Origin of the sequence: Peribacillus sp. NPDC097895, from assembly GCF_050277555.1 — a bacterium.
GTDB lineage: Bacteria > Bacillota > Bacilli > Bacillales > DSM-1321 > Peribacillus.
Window position 1 is genome coordinate 375919 of record NZ_JBNNSH010000001.1, and the last position, 15461, is coordinate 391379.

The following is a 15461-nucleotide window of genomic DNA, read 5'->3' on the forward strand; positions in this document are numbered from 1 at the left end:
AGTGCAGTTAAATGAGAGTTTAGTGGCTGAGTTTGAAGCGATAACTCATGAATTTAATCCAAATACTTGAACCCTGGCGCAACGTTGCAATACGGTCTGTGGACGGCATTCATCCATTATGTATGAGCCGTTGATGCAACGAAGTTCAGTAGAGTAGCATGTAAGGAAGTCGGGAGAACGATTGCGGATTGATTCATCATCAATTCAACTATTTATTATACATGTAAACAGTAACACCATATGAACGAGTTGCTTCGGCAATTCGTTTTTTTATTTAAGTGTAAAATTCCAATAAACTTACTTGACATTATAAGCTTATGAAAATATAATTACTTACATAAAGTAACTGACAAAAGGAGAATTCATACATGAATAAAAATAATGCAGGTCAAGTTTTTTTAAGAATAATATTAGGTCTTACTTTTTTCATTCACGGCGTTTCAAAGTTTCAAGGGGGAATAGGTAACGCGGCGGGTTTTTTTGATAGCCTTGGTATTCCGGGGTTCATGGCATATATCGTTGCAGCTATCGAATTAATCGGAGGACTTGCGGTTATACTTGGTTTTGGAACACGTATCGTTTCCGTCTTGTTCGCGGTCATTTTGGTTGGAGCGATTTTCATGGCTAAATTACCTGCTGGTTTTCTTGGCAATGGGCAAGCGGCTGGGTACGAACTGGACTTGGCACTACTTGCCATGTCGGTCTATCTTGCGTGTGCAAACAACACAGTTCTTTCTTTGGGTAACATGATTTTCAATAAAAAAGGGAAGTGACAATATGGATAAAAATTTTCATCAAAAACCAATTACTTTTGTTGGCGAAGTCAGTATAAATGTTTTGGACTTAAATAATGCCATTCTGTTTTATCAAGAAATCATTGGTCTTCAAGTATTGAAGAAAAACGACCGGCAAGCTGTTTTAACGACAGACGGAAAAACCCCGTTGCTGACACTTGAGCAGCCTGCTGATGTGATTCCGAAAGAAGGGCGGACGACGGGCTTATATCACTTTGCCCTTTTGCTGCCGACCCGTGCCGATTTATCGATTTTTTTGCGCCATTTACTTCAAACGAAATATCCATTTGGAGCGGGGGATCATGAAGTGAGTGAAGCGCTGTACATTACCGATCCGGATGGCAATGGCATTGAAGTATACTCTGACCGGCCATCCACTGGTTGGAGATGGACCGATGGGGAAGTCGCAATGGGCACGGATCCGCTGGATGGGAATGACCTTTTGAAAGAAAGTAATGGCGAGTGGAGCAAACTGCCTGCAGGTACGTTAATGGGACACATCCATCTGCATGTATCGGATTTAGGTAAAACGGAGGAATTTTACATGCAAGGTCTTGGGTTTACCGTTGTGAATCGATACGGAGGAGCGCTCTTTACTTCTGCCGGGGGATATCACCATCACATCGGATTGAACACTTGGAATGGAGTTGGCGTCCCTGCTCCTAAGGATAATAGTGTCGGGCTAAACTGGTATACCCTCGTTTTTGCAGATGAAGAAGCGAGAAACAAAGTAACGGAACAACTAAAAGAAATCGGAGCTGTCGTCACGAAAAAAGAAGAGTTATTCGTTGTAACAGATCCTTCAGGTAATAAGATTCATTTAGTCGTCTAATATTATAAGAATTAAATTAGAAAGCAATGGTGAGGGAATATGGGATTTTTAAGTAGATTATTTGGAAATAAAGAAGCCGCTACAGGGGAGAATGCAAAAATGACAAAAGTATTATTCGTTAAAGTGAATGATCGTCCTGCAGAACAAGCAATCAGCTCAAACATGTATGACACATTTTTAAAAGCATATAAAGAGACCCACCGTACAGATGAAGTGATTGAGTTGGATTTATTTAAAGAGGACCTTCCTTACTACGGAAATACTGCCATTACTGGTTTGTATAAACGCAATCAAGGTCTTGAACTGACAGGTGAAGAAGAAAAAGCGGCCAATCTGGTTGATCGCTATTTAAATCAATTCCTTGCGATGGATAAAGTGGTATTCGCTTTCCCTTTATGGAACTCAACGGTTCCTGCACCGCTAATCACATACCTTTCCTATTTGTCACAAGCCGGTAAAATGTTCAATTATACAGCAGAAGGCCCAGTTGGGTATGCTGGTGATAAAAAGGTCATGCTATTGAATGCGCGTGGTTCGGATTATGCATTAGAAGGAATGGCTTCTGCTGAAATGGCTGTCAATTTAGTAAAAAATATCATTGGCCTGTGGGGAATCAACAATCCGGACGTTGTGGTCATTGAAGGACATAATCAGTATCCTGATCGGACACAACATATCATCGCTGATGGTTTGGAAAACGTTGCAAAAGCGGCTGAAACATTCTGATTACTAGGTTTTCAAAAATGGATATGCAAGCAAAGAGGGCCCTCCACATCTGTGGGGGGCCCGTCTTTTGGTAAGCCGTTATTTGACCTGATACTTTTTCAAACGGTATTGAAGACTTTGACGGCTAATATTCAGGGCTTTTGCTGCTTGAGAGATATTCATGCCATGCTCCTTTAATATCTTCTCCAAGTATAGCTTCTCTGTATTAGCGATATAATCATCAAGAGATAAGGTAGTCTCCTGTAATTCTCCATTTGCAAGGTCATCTTTTTTATCAAAATGAGTGTCCTCCAAATGTGCTTTCTTTTTAAATAAAGTGGGAAGATGCGTGATGGAAATCTTTGTATCGTCTGGTTCCATTAAATTCATGGCCCCTTCGATGATATGTTCAAGTTCCCTTACGTTCCCTGGCCAATCATAATCATAAAAAAGGGAGTAGACCTCCTCGCTGATCCCTTCAATATTCAATTCGAATAGCGCATTGAATTTCTCGATGAAGGATTGTGCCAGCAAAGGAATATCCTCTTTCCGTTCACGTAGAGGTGGGATGAATAACGATACGACGCTTAATCGATAATATAAATCCTTTCGTAAATGATCATTAGAAATGGCATCTATTGGATCTTCATTTATCGTTGCTATGACCCGTACGTCAATTTTTTTATCTTTTGTATCCCCAACACGGCGAATCGTCCTTTCTTGAAGAGCCCTTAATAATTTCGCCTGCATATTCGGATTTAAGGAATTGATTTCATCGAGAAGAATGGTCCCGCCTTGTGCCTGTTCGAATAAACCAGGCCTTTCAATCGATCCGGTGAAAGCCCCTTTCTTCGTACCAAAAAGAATTCCTTCAATAAGACTATCTGGAAGGGCAGCACAGTTTTGGCTAATGAAAGGATGTGTCGAGCGGCTGCTTCCATTATGGATGCTTTGGGCAAAGAGTTCTTTGCCCGTTCCCGTCTCCCCGACGATAAGGATGGAGGATGTAGTCCTGGTCGAACGCTTGCTTTTTTCAATGACTTCCAAGAAATTCTCACTGGTTCCGATGATGCTGTCAAACGTATATTTCGTATCGCCCTTATTCAAGATATTATCTTTAATGATTCTTTCAAGATTCGTTATATCCTTTGCCACTTCAATGGCTCCAATGATATTTTGGTTCTGATCCAAAATAGGAAACGTATTATTGATTGTTGTAATTTCTTGTCCGAGATTATTGAAGTAGGTCTGCTTCGAGTTTTCGGTTTTCCTTCCAGAATGAAGCGCCCGTATTAATGTGCTCTCCGTTTCTTCCTTGAATATAAAGATCTCGTGAATCTTTTTCCCTAATACCTCTTCTGAATCCATGCCTTCAATTTCAGCCATTTTCTTGTTATATACAATGGTTCGACCTTTGATATCGATTATATGTAACCCGATATCGATTACGTCCACAAGTGAATGGAGGATGGTTTGGAAACCTTCTATTTTAACGATTTGATCTAAATACATGAATACCTCCCGCTTTTCATTTCATAGAGCTATTGTAGAGGAATTGAAGAAAAGGCGCAATTAAAATTTGCATAGCAAGATTATTTTGCATTAAAGTGCAAAAATATTTTGCGGAAAAAGTGAAAAATCGTTGTTTTTTATGTTATTTCGGGTTGGCATGAATCTTGCATTAATAAAAAGTGTAAGGTTTAAGTGACAAAAATAGGGATTAGAGCAAAAAATAATGGCATTCTTTGTCTATTTTGCCCCCGAAGTGCTGAATTTCATTGCATATTTCAAAAAAGAACAATATTTTTTCGAAAAAATGAAAAGTTGGCACGGAACTTGCTTATTAAATAAGTGTGAAATAAAAACATAAACTTTAGGGAGATGAGCCATAATGGTCCAACCATATAAACACGAACCATTTACTAATTTTAAAATCGAAGAAAACAATAAAGCTTTTCAAACGGCATTGAATGATGTAGCTAATGATTTAGGGAAGAAATACCCGCTAGTCATTAATGGTGAAAAAGTGTTCACTGATGAAGTCATTACCTCTGTAAACCCAGCAAATAAAGAAGAAGTTATTGGAACCGTGTCCAAAGCAAATAAAGATCTTGCTGAGCAAGCCATGCAAGCGGCAGATAAGACATTCCAAACTTGGAGAAAAACGAAAGCGGAAGTCCGGGCAAATATTTTATTCAGGACTGCAGCCATCGTTCGCAGAAGAAAACATTATTTCTCGGCTCTATTGGTTAAAGAGGCAGGAAAGCCTTGGAATGAAGCGGATGCAGATACAGCGGAAGCGATTGACTTCATGGAATATTACGCTCGTCAAATGCTGAAGCTTAAAGACGGCATGCCAGTGGAAAGCCGCCCGATTGAACACAATGCTTTCACCTATGTTCCACTTGGTGTCGGTGTCATCATCTCACCTTGGAATTTCCCGTTTGCGATCATGGCAGGCATGACGACGGCAGCACTTGTTTCAGGTAATACAGTCTTATTGAAACCAGCCAGTACAACACCGGTCATTGCAGCTAAATTCATTGAAGTGTTGGAAGAAGCGGGCTTACCTGCAGGCGTTGTGAACTTCATTCCAGGAAGCGGTGCTGAAGTTGGCGATTATTTGGTGGATCATCCCCGTACACGTTTCATCAGCTTTACAGGATCTCGTGATGTTGGAATCCGTATTTATGAGCGTGCGGCAAAAGTTCATGAAGGCCAAATCTGGTTGAAGCGTGTCATCGCTGAAATGGGCGGTAAAGATACAATCGTTGTTGATAAAGAGGCTGATCTGGAATTGGCGGCACAATCAATCGTCGCTTCTGCCTTCGGATTCTCCGGTCAAAAATGTTCTGCTTGTTCACGTACCGTAGTAGTGGAAGATGTATATGACCAAGTCTTGAATCGTGTCATTGAATTAACAAAAGAAAAAACAGTCGGGGAACCAACAGATCTAAACAACTTCATGGGTCCGGTCATCGACCAAGCAGCTTACGACAAAGTCATGAGCTATGTTGAAATCGGTAAAAAAGAAGGGAAACTTGTTGCAGGTGGAGAAGGAGACAATTCAAAAGGTTTCTTCATCCAGCCAACGATCATTGCCGATGTGGATGAGAATGCACGTGTAATGAAAGAAGAGATTTTCGGGCCAGTTGTTGCGTTCTGTAAGGCAAAAGATTTCAATCATGCAATCGAGATTGCCAATAACACGGATTATGGGTTAACAGGTGCGGTCATCTCAAACAATATTGAACATATCGAACAAGCACGTGAGGATTTCCATGTAGGGAACTTGTACTTCAATCGTGGTTGTACCGGTGCCATTGTAGGATACCAGCCATTCGGCGGATTCAATATGTCAGGTACAGATTCAAAAGCAGGTGGTCCTGATTATTTAGTTCTGCATCTTCAAGGAAAAACAACATCTGAAACGCTATAATTTTAGGGGGAATCAACATGACAACAGTAACGGAAAAATTAATCGAGCAAACGGAACAATATGGTGCAAACAATTATAATCCACTTCCAATCGTCATTTCGAAGGCAGAAGGAGTTTGGGTGGAAGATCCTGAAGGAAACAAATATATGGATATGCTAAGTGCCTATTCAGCAGTGAATCAAGGCCACAGACATCCGAAAATCATCGAAGAATTAAAAAAACAAGCTGATCGCGTAACGTTAACGTCCCGTGCGTTTCATAGTGATAAATTAGGCCCATGGTATGAAATGGTTTCCCGTCTTACGCAAAAAGATATGGCGCTGCCGATGAATACGGGTGCTGAAGCCGTTGAAACTGCAATCAAGGCAGTTAGGCGATGGGGTTATGATGTTAAAGGAATCGCTGAAAACCAAGCGGAAATCATTGCTTGTATAGGAAATTTCCATGGCCGTACAATGGCAGCTGTATCCTTGTCGTCTGATGAAGAATATAGAAGAGGCTTTGGACCGATGTTACCGGGAGTCAAGCTAATCCCTTATGGCGATCTTGATGCATTGAAAGCAGCAATTACACCGCAAACAGCTGGATTCTTAATCGAACCGATCCAAGGTGAAGCGGGAATCATCATACCACCACAAGGATTTTTAAAAGAAGCTTTTGAACTATGTAAAGAAAATAATGTTCTATTCGTTTCAGATGAAATTCAATCAGGACTTGGACGTTCAGGAAAAATGTTTGCCTCTGACTGGGATGGAGTAGTTCCGGATATGTACATTTTAGGCAAGGCGCTTGGTGGTGGGGTTTTCCCAATCTCTTGCGTAGCTGCAAACCGTGAAATCCTTGGCGTATTCAACCCTGGTTCACATGGTTCGACATTCGGTGGTAATCCATTGGCGTGTGCGGTTTCCATCGCTTCCTTGGAAGTGCTTGAAGAAGAGAAGCTAGCAGAACGCTCATTGGAGCTTGGACAATATTTCATGGATAGTTTAAAAGAAATCAAGAATCCTATGATTAAAGAAATCCGTGGTAGAGGCTTATTCATCGGAGTTGAATTAACAGAAGCAGCAAGACCATATTGTGAGCAACTTAAAGAAGAAAAATTACTTTGTAAAGAAACACATGATACAGTCATCCGTTTTGCTCCGCCGCTAGTGATTACAAAAGAAGACTTGGATTGGGCAATCGAACGTATTAAAAGAGTTTTATCCTAATATCCCTATGAGGTGAATTCCATTGAGTACAACAATCAAAGAAGAAAAAGAAACTGCCAGCTTGCTTGAATCAACACAGGTCGTCATCAAGGAGGCGCTGGATAAGCTTGGTTATTCTGAAGAAGTGTTCGAGCTTTTGAAAGAACCTCTTCGCATGCTGACCGTCCGGATTCCAATTAAAATGGATGATAATACGACTAAGATATTCACTGGATATCGTGCCCAGCACAACGATGCTGTTGGTCCGACGAAAGGTGGAATCCGTTTTCATCCCGAAGTCGATGAGGAAGAAGTAAAGGCACTTTCAATGTGGATGAGTTTAAAATGCGGAATCGTGAATCTGCCATATGGCGGAGGAAAAGGCGGCATCATCTGTGATCCGCGCCAGATGTCCATTGGTGAATTGGAAAGACTTAGCCGTGGCTATGTACGGGCGATCAGTCAAATAGTGGGGCCGACTAAAGATATTCCGGCACCGGATGTTTATACCAATTCACAAATCATGGCATGGATGATGGATGAATACAGTAGAATTAGAGAATATGATTCTCCTGGTTTCATTACAGGTAAGCCACTTGTTCTGGGCGGTTCACACGGTAGGGAAAAGGCAACTGCACAAGGTGTCACGATCTGTATCGAGGAAGCGGCGAAACGTAAGGGCATAGAACTGAAAGGTGCACGGATCATCGTCCAAGGATTTGGGAATGCAGGAAGCTTTTTAGCTAAATTCATGCATGATGCAGGTGCGAAAGTGATTGGCATTTCGGATGCATATGGTGCCATATATAACCCGGATGGCCTTGATATCAATTACTTACTTGATAAAAGGGATAGCTTTGGAACGGTTACGACACTATTCGAAAACAAAATCACCAATCAAGAGCTTTTGGAACTAGATTGTGATATTTTAGTGCCTGCCGCAATTTCCAATCAAATCACCAAAGAAAATGCACACCTTATCAAAGCCCAAATTGTCGTGGAGGCAGCGAATGGACCAACCACTTTAGAGGCAACAAAGATCTTGACGGAACGCAATGTGCTTCTTGTTCCAGATGTATTGGCAAGTTCAGGCGGTGTGACTGTTTCTTACTTTGAATGGGTTCAAAATAACCAGGGTTATTACTGGGAAGATGAAGAAGTCCAAGCCAAATTAAAAGCGTTATTGGTCAGCTCATTTAATCAAGTCTATGATATGGCAGAGACAAGAAATGTGAACATGAGGCTGGCGGCATATATGGTGGGTGTCAGAAAAATGGCAGAAGCCTCTATATTCCGTGGCTGGGTATAAGCTTTAGCCAAATAATGGGGAGTGGAGGAGTGATTCCGTGTTAAAACCGATTCATACCATCGAGTGTGCTCATGATGGGACCATCGAACAAGTTTACGTTCAAAAGAATTCCTATGTTTATGAATGGGAGAGGCTCTTTTTAGTAAAAACGGAAGATGGGAAGTTGATTGATGTTTCAATAGGTGCCAGTGGTCACATTACTGAAATTAATGTCACGGCAGGGGATCCTATAAATAGAAAGCTCCCTTTAGCTTTGCTCCAAGACGATTTTATTATAACTGGCTCTGATTGATTTTAGAAAAGAGGGTGTTCCAAATGCGGAGGCTATTCTGCTTTTGGGATGCTCTTTTTTTTGCTGTTTTAATGGGGAAACGGGAGTGCCAGGAAATAGTTTGAAAAGAAAAGGCGCTCTGTTTCCTAGTAAAATGGAATGAATGGGGCTATGCACCTTTGTGCCTTTTTCGCGGTTCCCTACTATTCTCATGAGTAAGCCAGGCCGTTCCAATTAAGCAGCTGAAGGTGTTTTTTATTTGAAAGGAATTCTAACTAGATTTATAGCGTGTTTATCTGCCGAGTTCATTTTGAGTGAGCGATGGTTCCAATTAACATCTTTGGCCTTGCTAAAAGTCTGGGAGAGCATTGTGACTGAAGTAATAGCTGGCATATTGTCATATTCCCATTCATAAACTGTTAGGGGATACAAACAAGTAAAGAATTATTCATTGCACTGATGGGAGGTGATCATTGGTTGCTTGAAACAAGATTCTATTGCTTTAAAGATGTTTTGTGTAGGCTTTCTAGGGAAATAAGCCCACGCCTAGTAATATTATGTTAAAATACAACTTGAGATTTAAATATCAAATAAATAGTGGATTTTCTGAATTCATCCATATTTAAATGAATATGGAAATATTCTGAATTCTGCCATAAAAAGGGGAGTTAAATTAAAGTATGAGAATCTCAGAAGTAAAAAGGAAAGCCCTTCAATCGTTAAAAGGTAAATGGGGTGTAGCCGTTTCGCTTATGCTACTCTTGTTTTTGATCAATGTCATTTTACCTTTAATCATTGAAGTGATTGCAAGCGGTGGGTTTACACAATGGTTCATGGAGGAAGAAACACCTTTATGGTCTGATATTTTCGGAACGGTGCTGACAATCGTATTAATCCCGTTGACTATAGCAACCACTTGGTTTTATCTGAATTTGGTCAGGGAAGGAAATCCTGAAATTACAGAGGTATTCGCTATCTATAAGGATGGAAAGACCTCTTTTAAGCTGATTGGTGGATCGATTTTACAAGCTATTTTCATATTTTTATGGTCATTATTATTAATCATTCCGGGTATCATCAAAAGCTTGGCCTATTCGCAGCTGTTTTTCTTATTGAGGGATCATCCAGAATACACCGTGCTTGAAGCCATTACTGAAAGCAGAAAAAGGATGAAAGGTTTGAAATGGAAGTATTTCCTTTTGAATCTAAGCTTTATAGGGTGGGGCATTCTTTGTATGTTCACGCTGGGAATTGGATTATTATGGTTGATTCCTTATATCGGAACAACACTGGCAGCATTTTATAATGAATTAATTGTGCCTCAAGATGACTCTGACAACGATCAAATAGAAGCATAAACGCTCGGCCGATAGCAAAGTTGCTATCGGTTTTTTTCTTGTTAGTATCTCGTATTCAGTCATAAGAGAACGACAGTATTATAGACTATTTACAGTTTGAACGAACCCAATTAAGGCCTTTGACTTTTACTCATAACTCTTCGCCATTCATAACTATTTGGTTATGAAATGATGATTGAATTTCTATTATTTTCCTCACGAAGGCGGGAGTATAATGAAGATTGAATGGAAAAATAAAGGCTTTATGCGTTCAGGAGAGAAACGGAAAAATGAGAAAAACCATAAGGATCAAAGACAATAAGGTAAAGATCAGCATCATTTGGGTAATCGGCATTCTGTTCATCGCGGCCAATCTTCGTGCACCCATTACATCGATAGGTCCTTTAATTAGCCTGATTCGTGATGATACAGGAATCAATAATGCAGTCGCAGGGATGGTGACGACTATTCCGCTGATAGCCTTTACCTTGGTATCCCCTGCGGCCCCATTGATTGCAAAGCGAATTGGAATGGATTGGACTTTACTATATTCATTACTGCTACTCATAGGGGGATTATTTCTTCGATCGATTTCAACGGTTACGGCTTTAATGACCGGAATGGCTTTTATGGGAATTGCGATTGCAGTTGGGAATGTTCTACTTCCAGGTATCATTAAACAGAAACATCCAGAGAAGGCAGGCATCTTGACTGGTGCCTACATAGCGAGCATGAACCTTTCATCAGCCATAGGCTTTGGAATCAGTATTCCATTGGCCAAAGAAGCTGGCTTAGGATGGAAAGGATCTTTATTATGTTGGGCAATTCTAGCTATTTCCACTCTGATTCTTTGGTTGCCCCAAGTGATGGGCAAACGAGGGGAAAGAAATAATGGCACTTCAAAATCAAAAACACCGATTTATTCTTTTGAAATGTGGAAATCACCGACAGCTTGGAACATCACACTATTCATGGGCTTACAATCATTGCCGTTTTATATTTTGTCAGCATGGCTTCCTGATATGTTGATGGCTCAAGGCATGGATCAGGCTAAAAGTGGCTGGATGCTAAGCATCAATCAATTTACTTCGCTTCCTGCAACCATCATTACCCCGATTGTCGCGATGCGTATAGCGAACAGGAGCATTCTTGGAATCATATCAGGGATATTAATGACCATCGGCATAGTGGGTGTGGGGTTCGGTCAGCTTTCACTGGTACCGATTTGTATGGTCGTGATCGGTTTAGGGAACGGTATGGCCATCAGCTTTGCGATGATCATATTCGGGTTGCGTACGGAGTGTGCACAACAAGCAGCGGATCTTTCAGGAATGGCACAATCTATTGGGTACTTACTTGCCGCGATTGGACCAATCTTGATTGGCTTTATTCACGATCTTACTCATAGTTGGGCATTACCGAAACTGATCCTGATCTTCATTACTGTACTATTGATCATATCCGGTGCCTTTGTAGGTCAAAGGAAACCTGTTTTGAAGAAAATCCAAAAAAACGATGAAAAGTCATATAGTATATAATGGGTTTTTAAAATACGTAGAAAGAGGGCGTCCCTGATAGATCTTTTACAAATGAGATACTTTCAAATCGTTGCAAAACATCAACATCTAACAAAGGCTGCGGAAGCATTGAACATCACTCAGCCAGCCCTCAGTAAAATGATTGGTAAATTGGAAAATAGTCTTGGGTACGAATTATTTGATCGTAGAGGCAGGCAAATTCAATTGAATAAATTAGGTGAATCCTATTTGCGAACTGTCGAACAAGTCTTTTTACAATTAAAAGAAGGGGAAAAGGAATTAGCTTTCCTCGCAGATAAGCAAGATAAACTAATCTCCATAGCGGTCACCATTCCGAGTATTCTGCCAGAGTTATTAGGCGGTTTTCTAAAGAAACATCCCAATGCAAGATTTAGACAACATCAGGCTTCTTTCGAACGTATCAAAAAACAAATTGAAATAGGGGAGATAGATGTCGGTATCTCAACGGTACCTGTGATAGGGGAACATATAGAGTGGCTTCCCATTCTAGAAGAAGAAATACTATTGGCTGTACCCCTTTCCCATCCTTTGGCTAATAGAAAGAGCATCTATCTAAAAGAAGTGGAGAATGCCCCGTTCATCGTTATGCCTAGAGGCTATGATTTTCGCGATATGACAGAACGCTTTTGCAGAGAAGCAGGCTTCTATCCTGATTTTGCCTTTGAAGGGGATGAAACGGGAATCACTCATGAGCTTGTTGAAAAAGGCCTTGGTGTTGCCTTATTTCCATCACTGCTATCAAATGAAAGATTACATGATTTAAAAACAGCAAAATTGAAGATCATTGAGCCTCAATGCTCCAGAACAGTTGGGTTGGTTTGGCATAAAAATCGTCCATGCAATGATATTGTAAAGAGCTTCATTCAATATACGATGGTATTTTTAGAACATAAAAAAGATCAGGAAAGTAAAAGTGATTTTTAAGTAATTCCCCTTAAAAAGTTAAATTGTTAATTTTGTCTGGTGTATAATTGAATATTGAGAATGCCATTTAGGGGGATTACATAGTGAGTGGGTATAATATTGCGGATATGATATACCAATTGCTTTGCCTTGTATTTCTAATCCTGATCATCGTTGGGGTCATATCCCTTTTCCGTTCCATCAAGCACCGTAAAACCAGATTGGATATCATGGAAAAGAAAATGGATGATTTGCATGATCTGATTAAAAAGGGCAAAAATTAACGGATGTATGTTGCAGCCGGCAAACTGTAGACGAACTCGATGAAAATCGGGTTTGTCTACAGTTTTTTTGAGGGTATGTAAAAATTAGATTTCCACTCCCAGGTATGCGCTTTTCCCGTCTCGAACGCTCGTTCCAATCAACGTTGATTTAACAGTTAGATAGAACTCCTATTGTTTACAAATCCACGGCTGCATGTGCAGTCGTTTTTCTATGAAGTTGGAGCAAGAAAACTATACTAAAATAACTTGTTGGAAAGCCCTATCTCCGAATTTAAAAAGAAGATTGGCCTTTTAGCATTAATTGAAAGACATAAAAAAATAGAAAAAGAAAGGGAATTGTGAAAAATAAGCAGTTTTACATAGGGTTGATGGGATACGGTCCATTTATGGGGCAAATTTCATGTTAGGGTGCTGGTATGGAAGATGCATGGTCTGTTGCGGATTTTTACCCTATAATGGAATAGATGTGTATTTTAGGATTTTGTGAAAAAGTCTATCGGGTATGCTCGACCCTATAACAGATCGACGGAGATGGTGTTAGGTATCTTTGAGAAGTGGGAGGAGTCGGTATCATGAAAGAAGTTATAGCAGTAAAAGAAATTACTAATTTTAAAACACGGGTGGAGGAATTTAGTCCATACCCTTGGTGTAAACGGATGTTACAAAATGACCCAGTGAGTTATCACGAAGGAACGGATACGTGGAATGTTTTTAAATATGAAGATGTGAAGCGGGTTCTCAGCGATTATAAACATTTTTCAAGTGTTCGGAAACGGACTACCATATCGGTTGGAGCGGATAGTGATGAAGGTTCTATTCCTGAAAAGATCCAAATTACTGAAGCTGATCCACCTGACCATAGAAAACGCCGTTCACTGCTGGCCGCAGCATTCACACCTAGAAGTCTTCAAAACTGGGAACCTCGCATTCAGGAAATTGCAGATGAATTGATTGGACAAATGGATGAGGAAACGGAAATCGATATTGTGCAATCATTGGCGAGTCCGCTTCCGATCATTGTCATGTCGGATTTGATGGGCGTTCCCTCGAAGGATCGTTTATTGTTTAAGAAATGGGTGGATATCTTATTCCTTCCTTTTGATAAAGAAAAACAAGAAGAAGTTAATGAATTGAAGCAAGTGGCAGCAAAAGAGTACTATCAGTATTTGTATCCAATTGTTGTGCAAAAAAGATTAAACCCGGCAGATGATATCATCTCAGATCTATTAAAGTCAGAAGTGGATGGGGAAAAGTTTACGGATGATGAGGTTGTCCGGACGACCATGCTGATTTTAGGAGCAGGGGTCGAGACCACCAGTCATTTACTGGCCAATAGCTTTTATTCCCTGCTATATGATGACAAAGAAGTTTATCAAGAGTTACATGAAAACCTGGATTTGGTTCCGCAGGCGGTCGAAGAAATGCTACGTTTCCGATTCAATCTTATTAAATTGGATCGCACCGTACAGGAAGATAACGATCTATTGGGAGTGGAATTGAAAAAAGGGGATAGCGTGGTTGTTTGGATGAGCGCAGCTAATTTGGACGAAGAGATGTTCGAAGATCCCTTCACCCTTAATATCCACCGTCCTAATAATAAGAAACATCTAACCTTTGGAAATGGCCCACATTTCTGCCTGGGGGCGCCGCTTGCCAGACTGGAAGCAAAGATTGCGCTTACTACATTCCTGAAGAAATTCAAGCATATTGAAGCGGTGCCATCGTTCCAGTTAGAAGAGAATCTTACCGATTCAGCGACCGGGCAAACATTGATATCACTACCGCTTAAGGCATGCCGTATGTAAAAAACGAAAAAACCTTGTGCACTAACCTGCATAAGGTTTTTTTCGTTTTTGTAGGGACGCTTGGCATACATGCTGAATGGTATGAGTTATATCAAATGGATGTTCCTGCCACTCCCTGAACCATTCGACAATGAATCTATAGTAACCTGAAGTTGAGGTGACAATGACGAATAGAGTAGTATGAAACAGTGGAAGATTTGTGCTATATTCTCTGAGGGTGAGGGTGGTGGGCGATGAAGCATTTACATACACCCTGAAATGAAGAAGATATGATAAAATCGAAATTTCCATATGAAACGGTTTTAAAAAGTGAAAGGATGTTATTATGAAATTAAAGCAGCAATTAACTATTGCCTTTATAATATGTGTACTTTCTTTAATCGGATTCAGTTTCATGGCATTTACCATAAGTGCAAATGAATACCTGAAATTTGATGAAGATGTTATTTCCTTGGTGCAGGGATGGGAGTCTCCTCTTCTGACGTACATCATGAAGTTCTTTACCTACATAGGTTCTACCGGTTCCCTGATCATTCTTTCCTTGGTTATTTTGTTTTTCTTATATAAGGTTTTGAAGCATCGTTTGGAACTTGTCCTATTCACTGCAGTCATGGTTGGTTCACCTCTTCTCAATTTGATGGTTAAGCTATTCTTTCAACGCGCCCGCCCAGATTTACATCGACTCATCGATATAGGGGGTTACAGTTTCCCTAGTGGACATGCCATGAATGCTTTCTCTTTATACGGCATACTCACATTTCTGCTATGGCGGCACATAACGGCTAAGTGGGGAAGGATTCTATTGATTTTATTCAGCATGATGATGATCCTCTCAATAGGAATAAGTCGGATATACTTGGGGGTCCATTATCCTAGTGATATCATCGCTGGATATTTTGCGGGTGGATTTTGGATTGCGGTTTCCATTTGGTTTTTCCAAAGGTATCAAGACCGGCAGAAGAACAAAAATCGTTAATAATGGGAGCAAGGTTATTGCAAAATAAGCAGCCGGCATGTAATAAGTCAGCTGTTG

General features: G+C 40.4%; 14 protein-coding genes. 13 read left to right on the forward strand and 1 reads right to left on the reverse strand.

Annotated features, from left to right (window positions below):
* The first annotated feature begins 368 nt into the window (after positions 1–368).
* Genes ACQKMH_RS01715 through ACQKMH_RS01725 form a run of 3 tightly spaced genes read left to right on the forward strand, consistent with a single transcriptional unit; the run spans position 369 to position 2352 of the window.
* Positions 369–773, forward strand: coding sequence for a DoxX family protein (locus ACQKMH_RS01715; RefSeq protein ID WP_427585796.1), 405 nt, complete (start codon positions 369–371; stop codon positions 771–773).
* Positions 774–777: 4 nt separating this feature from the next.
* Positions 778–1626 (forward strand): VOC family protein, encoded by an 849-nt coding sequence (locus ACQKMH_RS01720; RefSeq protein ID WP_427585797.1) that lies wholly within the window; start codon positions 778–780, stop codon positions 1624–1626.
* A gap of 39 nt (positions 1627–1665) precedes the next feature.
* Complete coding sequence (locus ACQKMH_RS01725; RefSeq protein WP_427585798.1) at positions 1666–2352, forward strand: FMN-dependent NADH-azoreductase; 687 nt, start codon at positions 1666–1668, stop codon at positions 2350–2352.
* Between the two features lie 78 nt (positions 2353–2430).
* Here ACQKMH_RS01725 and ACQKMH_RS01730 read toward each other — a convergent pair whose 3' ends face one another.
* The gene (locus ACQKMH_RS01730) at positions 2431–3843 is read right to left on the reverse strand and encodes a sigma-54 interaction domain-containing protein (RefSeq protein ID WP_377355499.1); all 1413 of its coding nucleotides are present in this window, start codon (positions 3841–3843) and stop codon (positions 2431–2433) included.
* 379 nt (positions 3844–4222) lie between these two features.
* Here ACQKMH_RS01730 and pruA point away from each other — a divergent pair, with 379 nt between their 5' ends.
* The 10 genes from pruA (at position 4223) to ACQKMH_RS01780 (ending at position 15404) form a co-directional block, all read left to right on the forward strand.
* Positions 4223–5770, forward strand: coding sequence for an L-glutamate gamma-semialdehyde dehydrogenase (pruA, locus tag ACQKMH_RS01735; protein ID WP_427585799.1), 1548 nt, complete (start codon positions 4223–4225; stop codon positions 5768–5770).
* A gap of 17 nt (positions 5771–5787) precedes the next feature.
* Entirely contained in the window at positions 5788–6981 is a 1194-nt protein-coding gene (locus ACQKMH_RS01740; protein WP_427585800.1) for an ornithine--oxo-acid transaminase, read from the forward strand.
* A 22-nt stretch (positions 6982–7003) separates the two neighbouring features.
* Entirely contained in the window at positions 7004–8269 is a 1266-nt protein-coding gene (locus tag ACQKMH_RS01745) for a Glu/Leu/Phe/Val family dehydrogenase (RefSeq protein WP_427585801.1), read from the forward strand.
* Positions 8270–8306: 37 nt separating this feature from the next.
* Positions 8307–8561 carry a hypothetical protein gene (locus ACQKMH_RS01750; protein WP_427585802.1) on the forward strand — a complete coding sequence of 85 codons (255 nt, stop codon included), beginning with the start codon at positions 8307–8309 and terminating at the stop codon, positions 8559–8561.
* Positions 8562–9220: 659 nt separating this feature from the next.
* Complete coding sequence (locus tag ACQKMH_RS01755) at positions 9221–9898, forward strand: DUF975 family protein (RefSeq protein ID WP_427585803.1); 678 nt, start codon at positions 9221–9223, stop codon at positions 9896–9898.
* Between the two features lie 269 nt (positions 9899–10167).
* Positions 10168–11415, forward strand: coding sequence for a CynX/NimT family MFS transporter (locus ACQKMH_RS01760; RefSeq protein WP_427585804.1), 1248 nt, complete (start codon positions 10168–10170; stop codon positions 11413–11415).
* 36 nt (positions 11416–11451) lie between these two features.
* Entirely contained in the window at positions 11452–12360 is a 909-nt protein-coding gene (locus ACQKMH_RS01765) for a LysR substrate-binding domain-containing protein (RefSeq protein ID WP_427587480.1), read from the forward strand.
* Positions 12361–12443: 83 nt separating this feature from the next.
* Positions 12444–12623: a DUF4083 family protein gene (locus tag ACQKMH_RS01770; RefSeq protein WP_427585805.1), complete on the forward strand. Its 180-nt coding sequence runs from the start codon at positions 12444–12446 to the stop codon at positions 12621–12623.
* 569 nt (positions 12624–13192) lie between these two features.
* Positions 13193–14428, forward strand: a complete 1236-nt coding sequence (locus ACQKMH_RS01775; RefSeq protein ID WP_427587481.1) for a cytochrome P450 — start codon at positions 13193–13195, stop codon at positions 14426–14428.
* 325 nt (positions 14429–14753) lie between these two features.
* The gene (locus tag ACQKMH_RS01780) at positions 14754–15404 is read left to right on the forward strand and encodes a phosphatase PAP2 family protein (RefSeq protein ID WP_427585806.1); all 651 of its coding nucleotides are present in this window, start codon (positions 14754–14756) and stop codon (positions 15402–15404) included.
* The last annotated feature ends 57 nt before the right edge of the window (positions 15405–15461 follow it).

Bases quoted from the DNA above. Each gene is read 5' to 3' on its own strand.
- ACQKMH_RS01715 (WP_427585796.1), top strand. From the start codon at position 369: ATGAATAAAAATAATGCAGGTCAAGTTTTTTTAAGAATAATATTAGGT.
- ACQKMH_RS01720 (WP_427585797.1), top strand. From the start codon at position 778: ATGGATAAAAATTTTCATCAAAAACCAATTACTTTTGTTGGCGAAGTC.
- ACQKMH_RS01725 (WP_427585798.1), top strand. From the start codon at position 1,666: ATGGGATTTTTAAGTAGATTATTTGGAAATAAAGAAGCCGCTACAGGG.
- ACQKMH_RS01730 (WP_377355499.1), bottom strand. From the start codon at position 3,843: ATGTATTTAGATCAAATCGTTAAAATAGAAGGTTTCCAAACCATCCTC.
- pruA (WP_427585799.1), top strand. From the start codon at position 4,223: ATGGTCCAACCATATAAACACGAACCATTTACTAATTTTAAAATCGAA.
- ACQKMH_RS01740 (WP_427585800.1), top strand. From the start codon at position 5,788: ATGACAACAGTAACGGAAAAATTAATCGAGCAAACGGAACAATATGGT.
- ACQKMH_RS01755 (WP_427585803.1), top strand. From the start codon at position 9,221: ATGAGAATCTCAGAAGTAAAAAGGAAAGCCCTTCAATCGTTAAAAGGT.
- ACQKMH_RS01760 (WP_427585804.1), top strand. From the start codon at position 10,168: ATGAGAAAAACCATAAGGATCAAAGACAATAAGGTAAAGATCAGCATC.
- ACQKMH_RS01780 (WP_427585806.1), top strand. From the start codon at position 14,754: ATGAAATTAAAGCAGCAATTAACTATTGCCTTTATAATATGTGTACTT.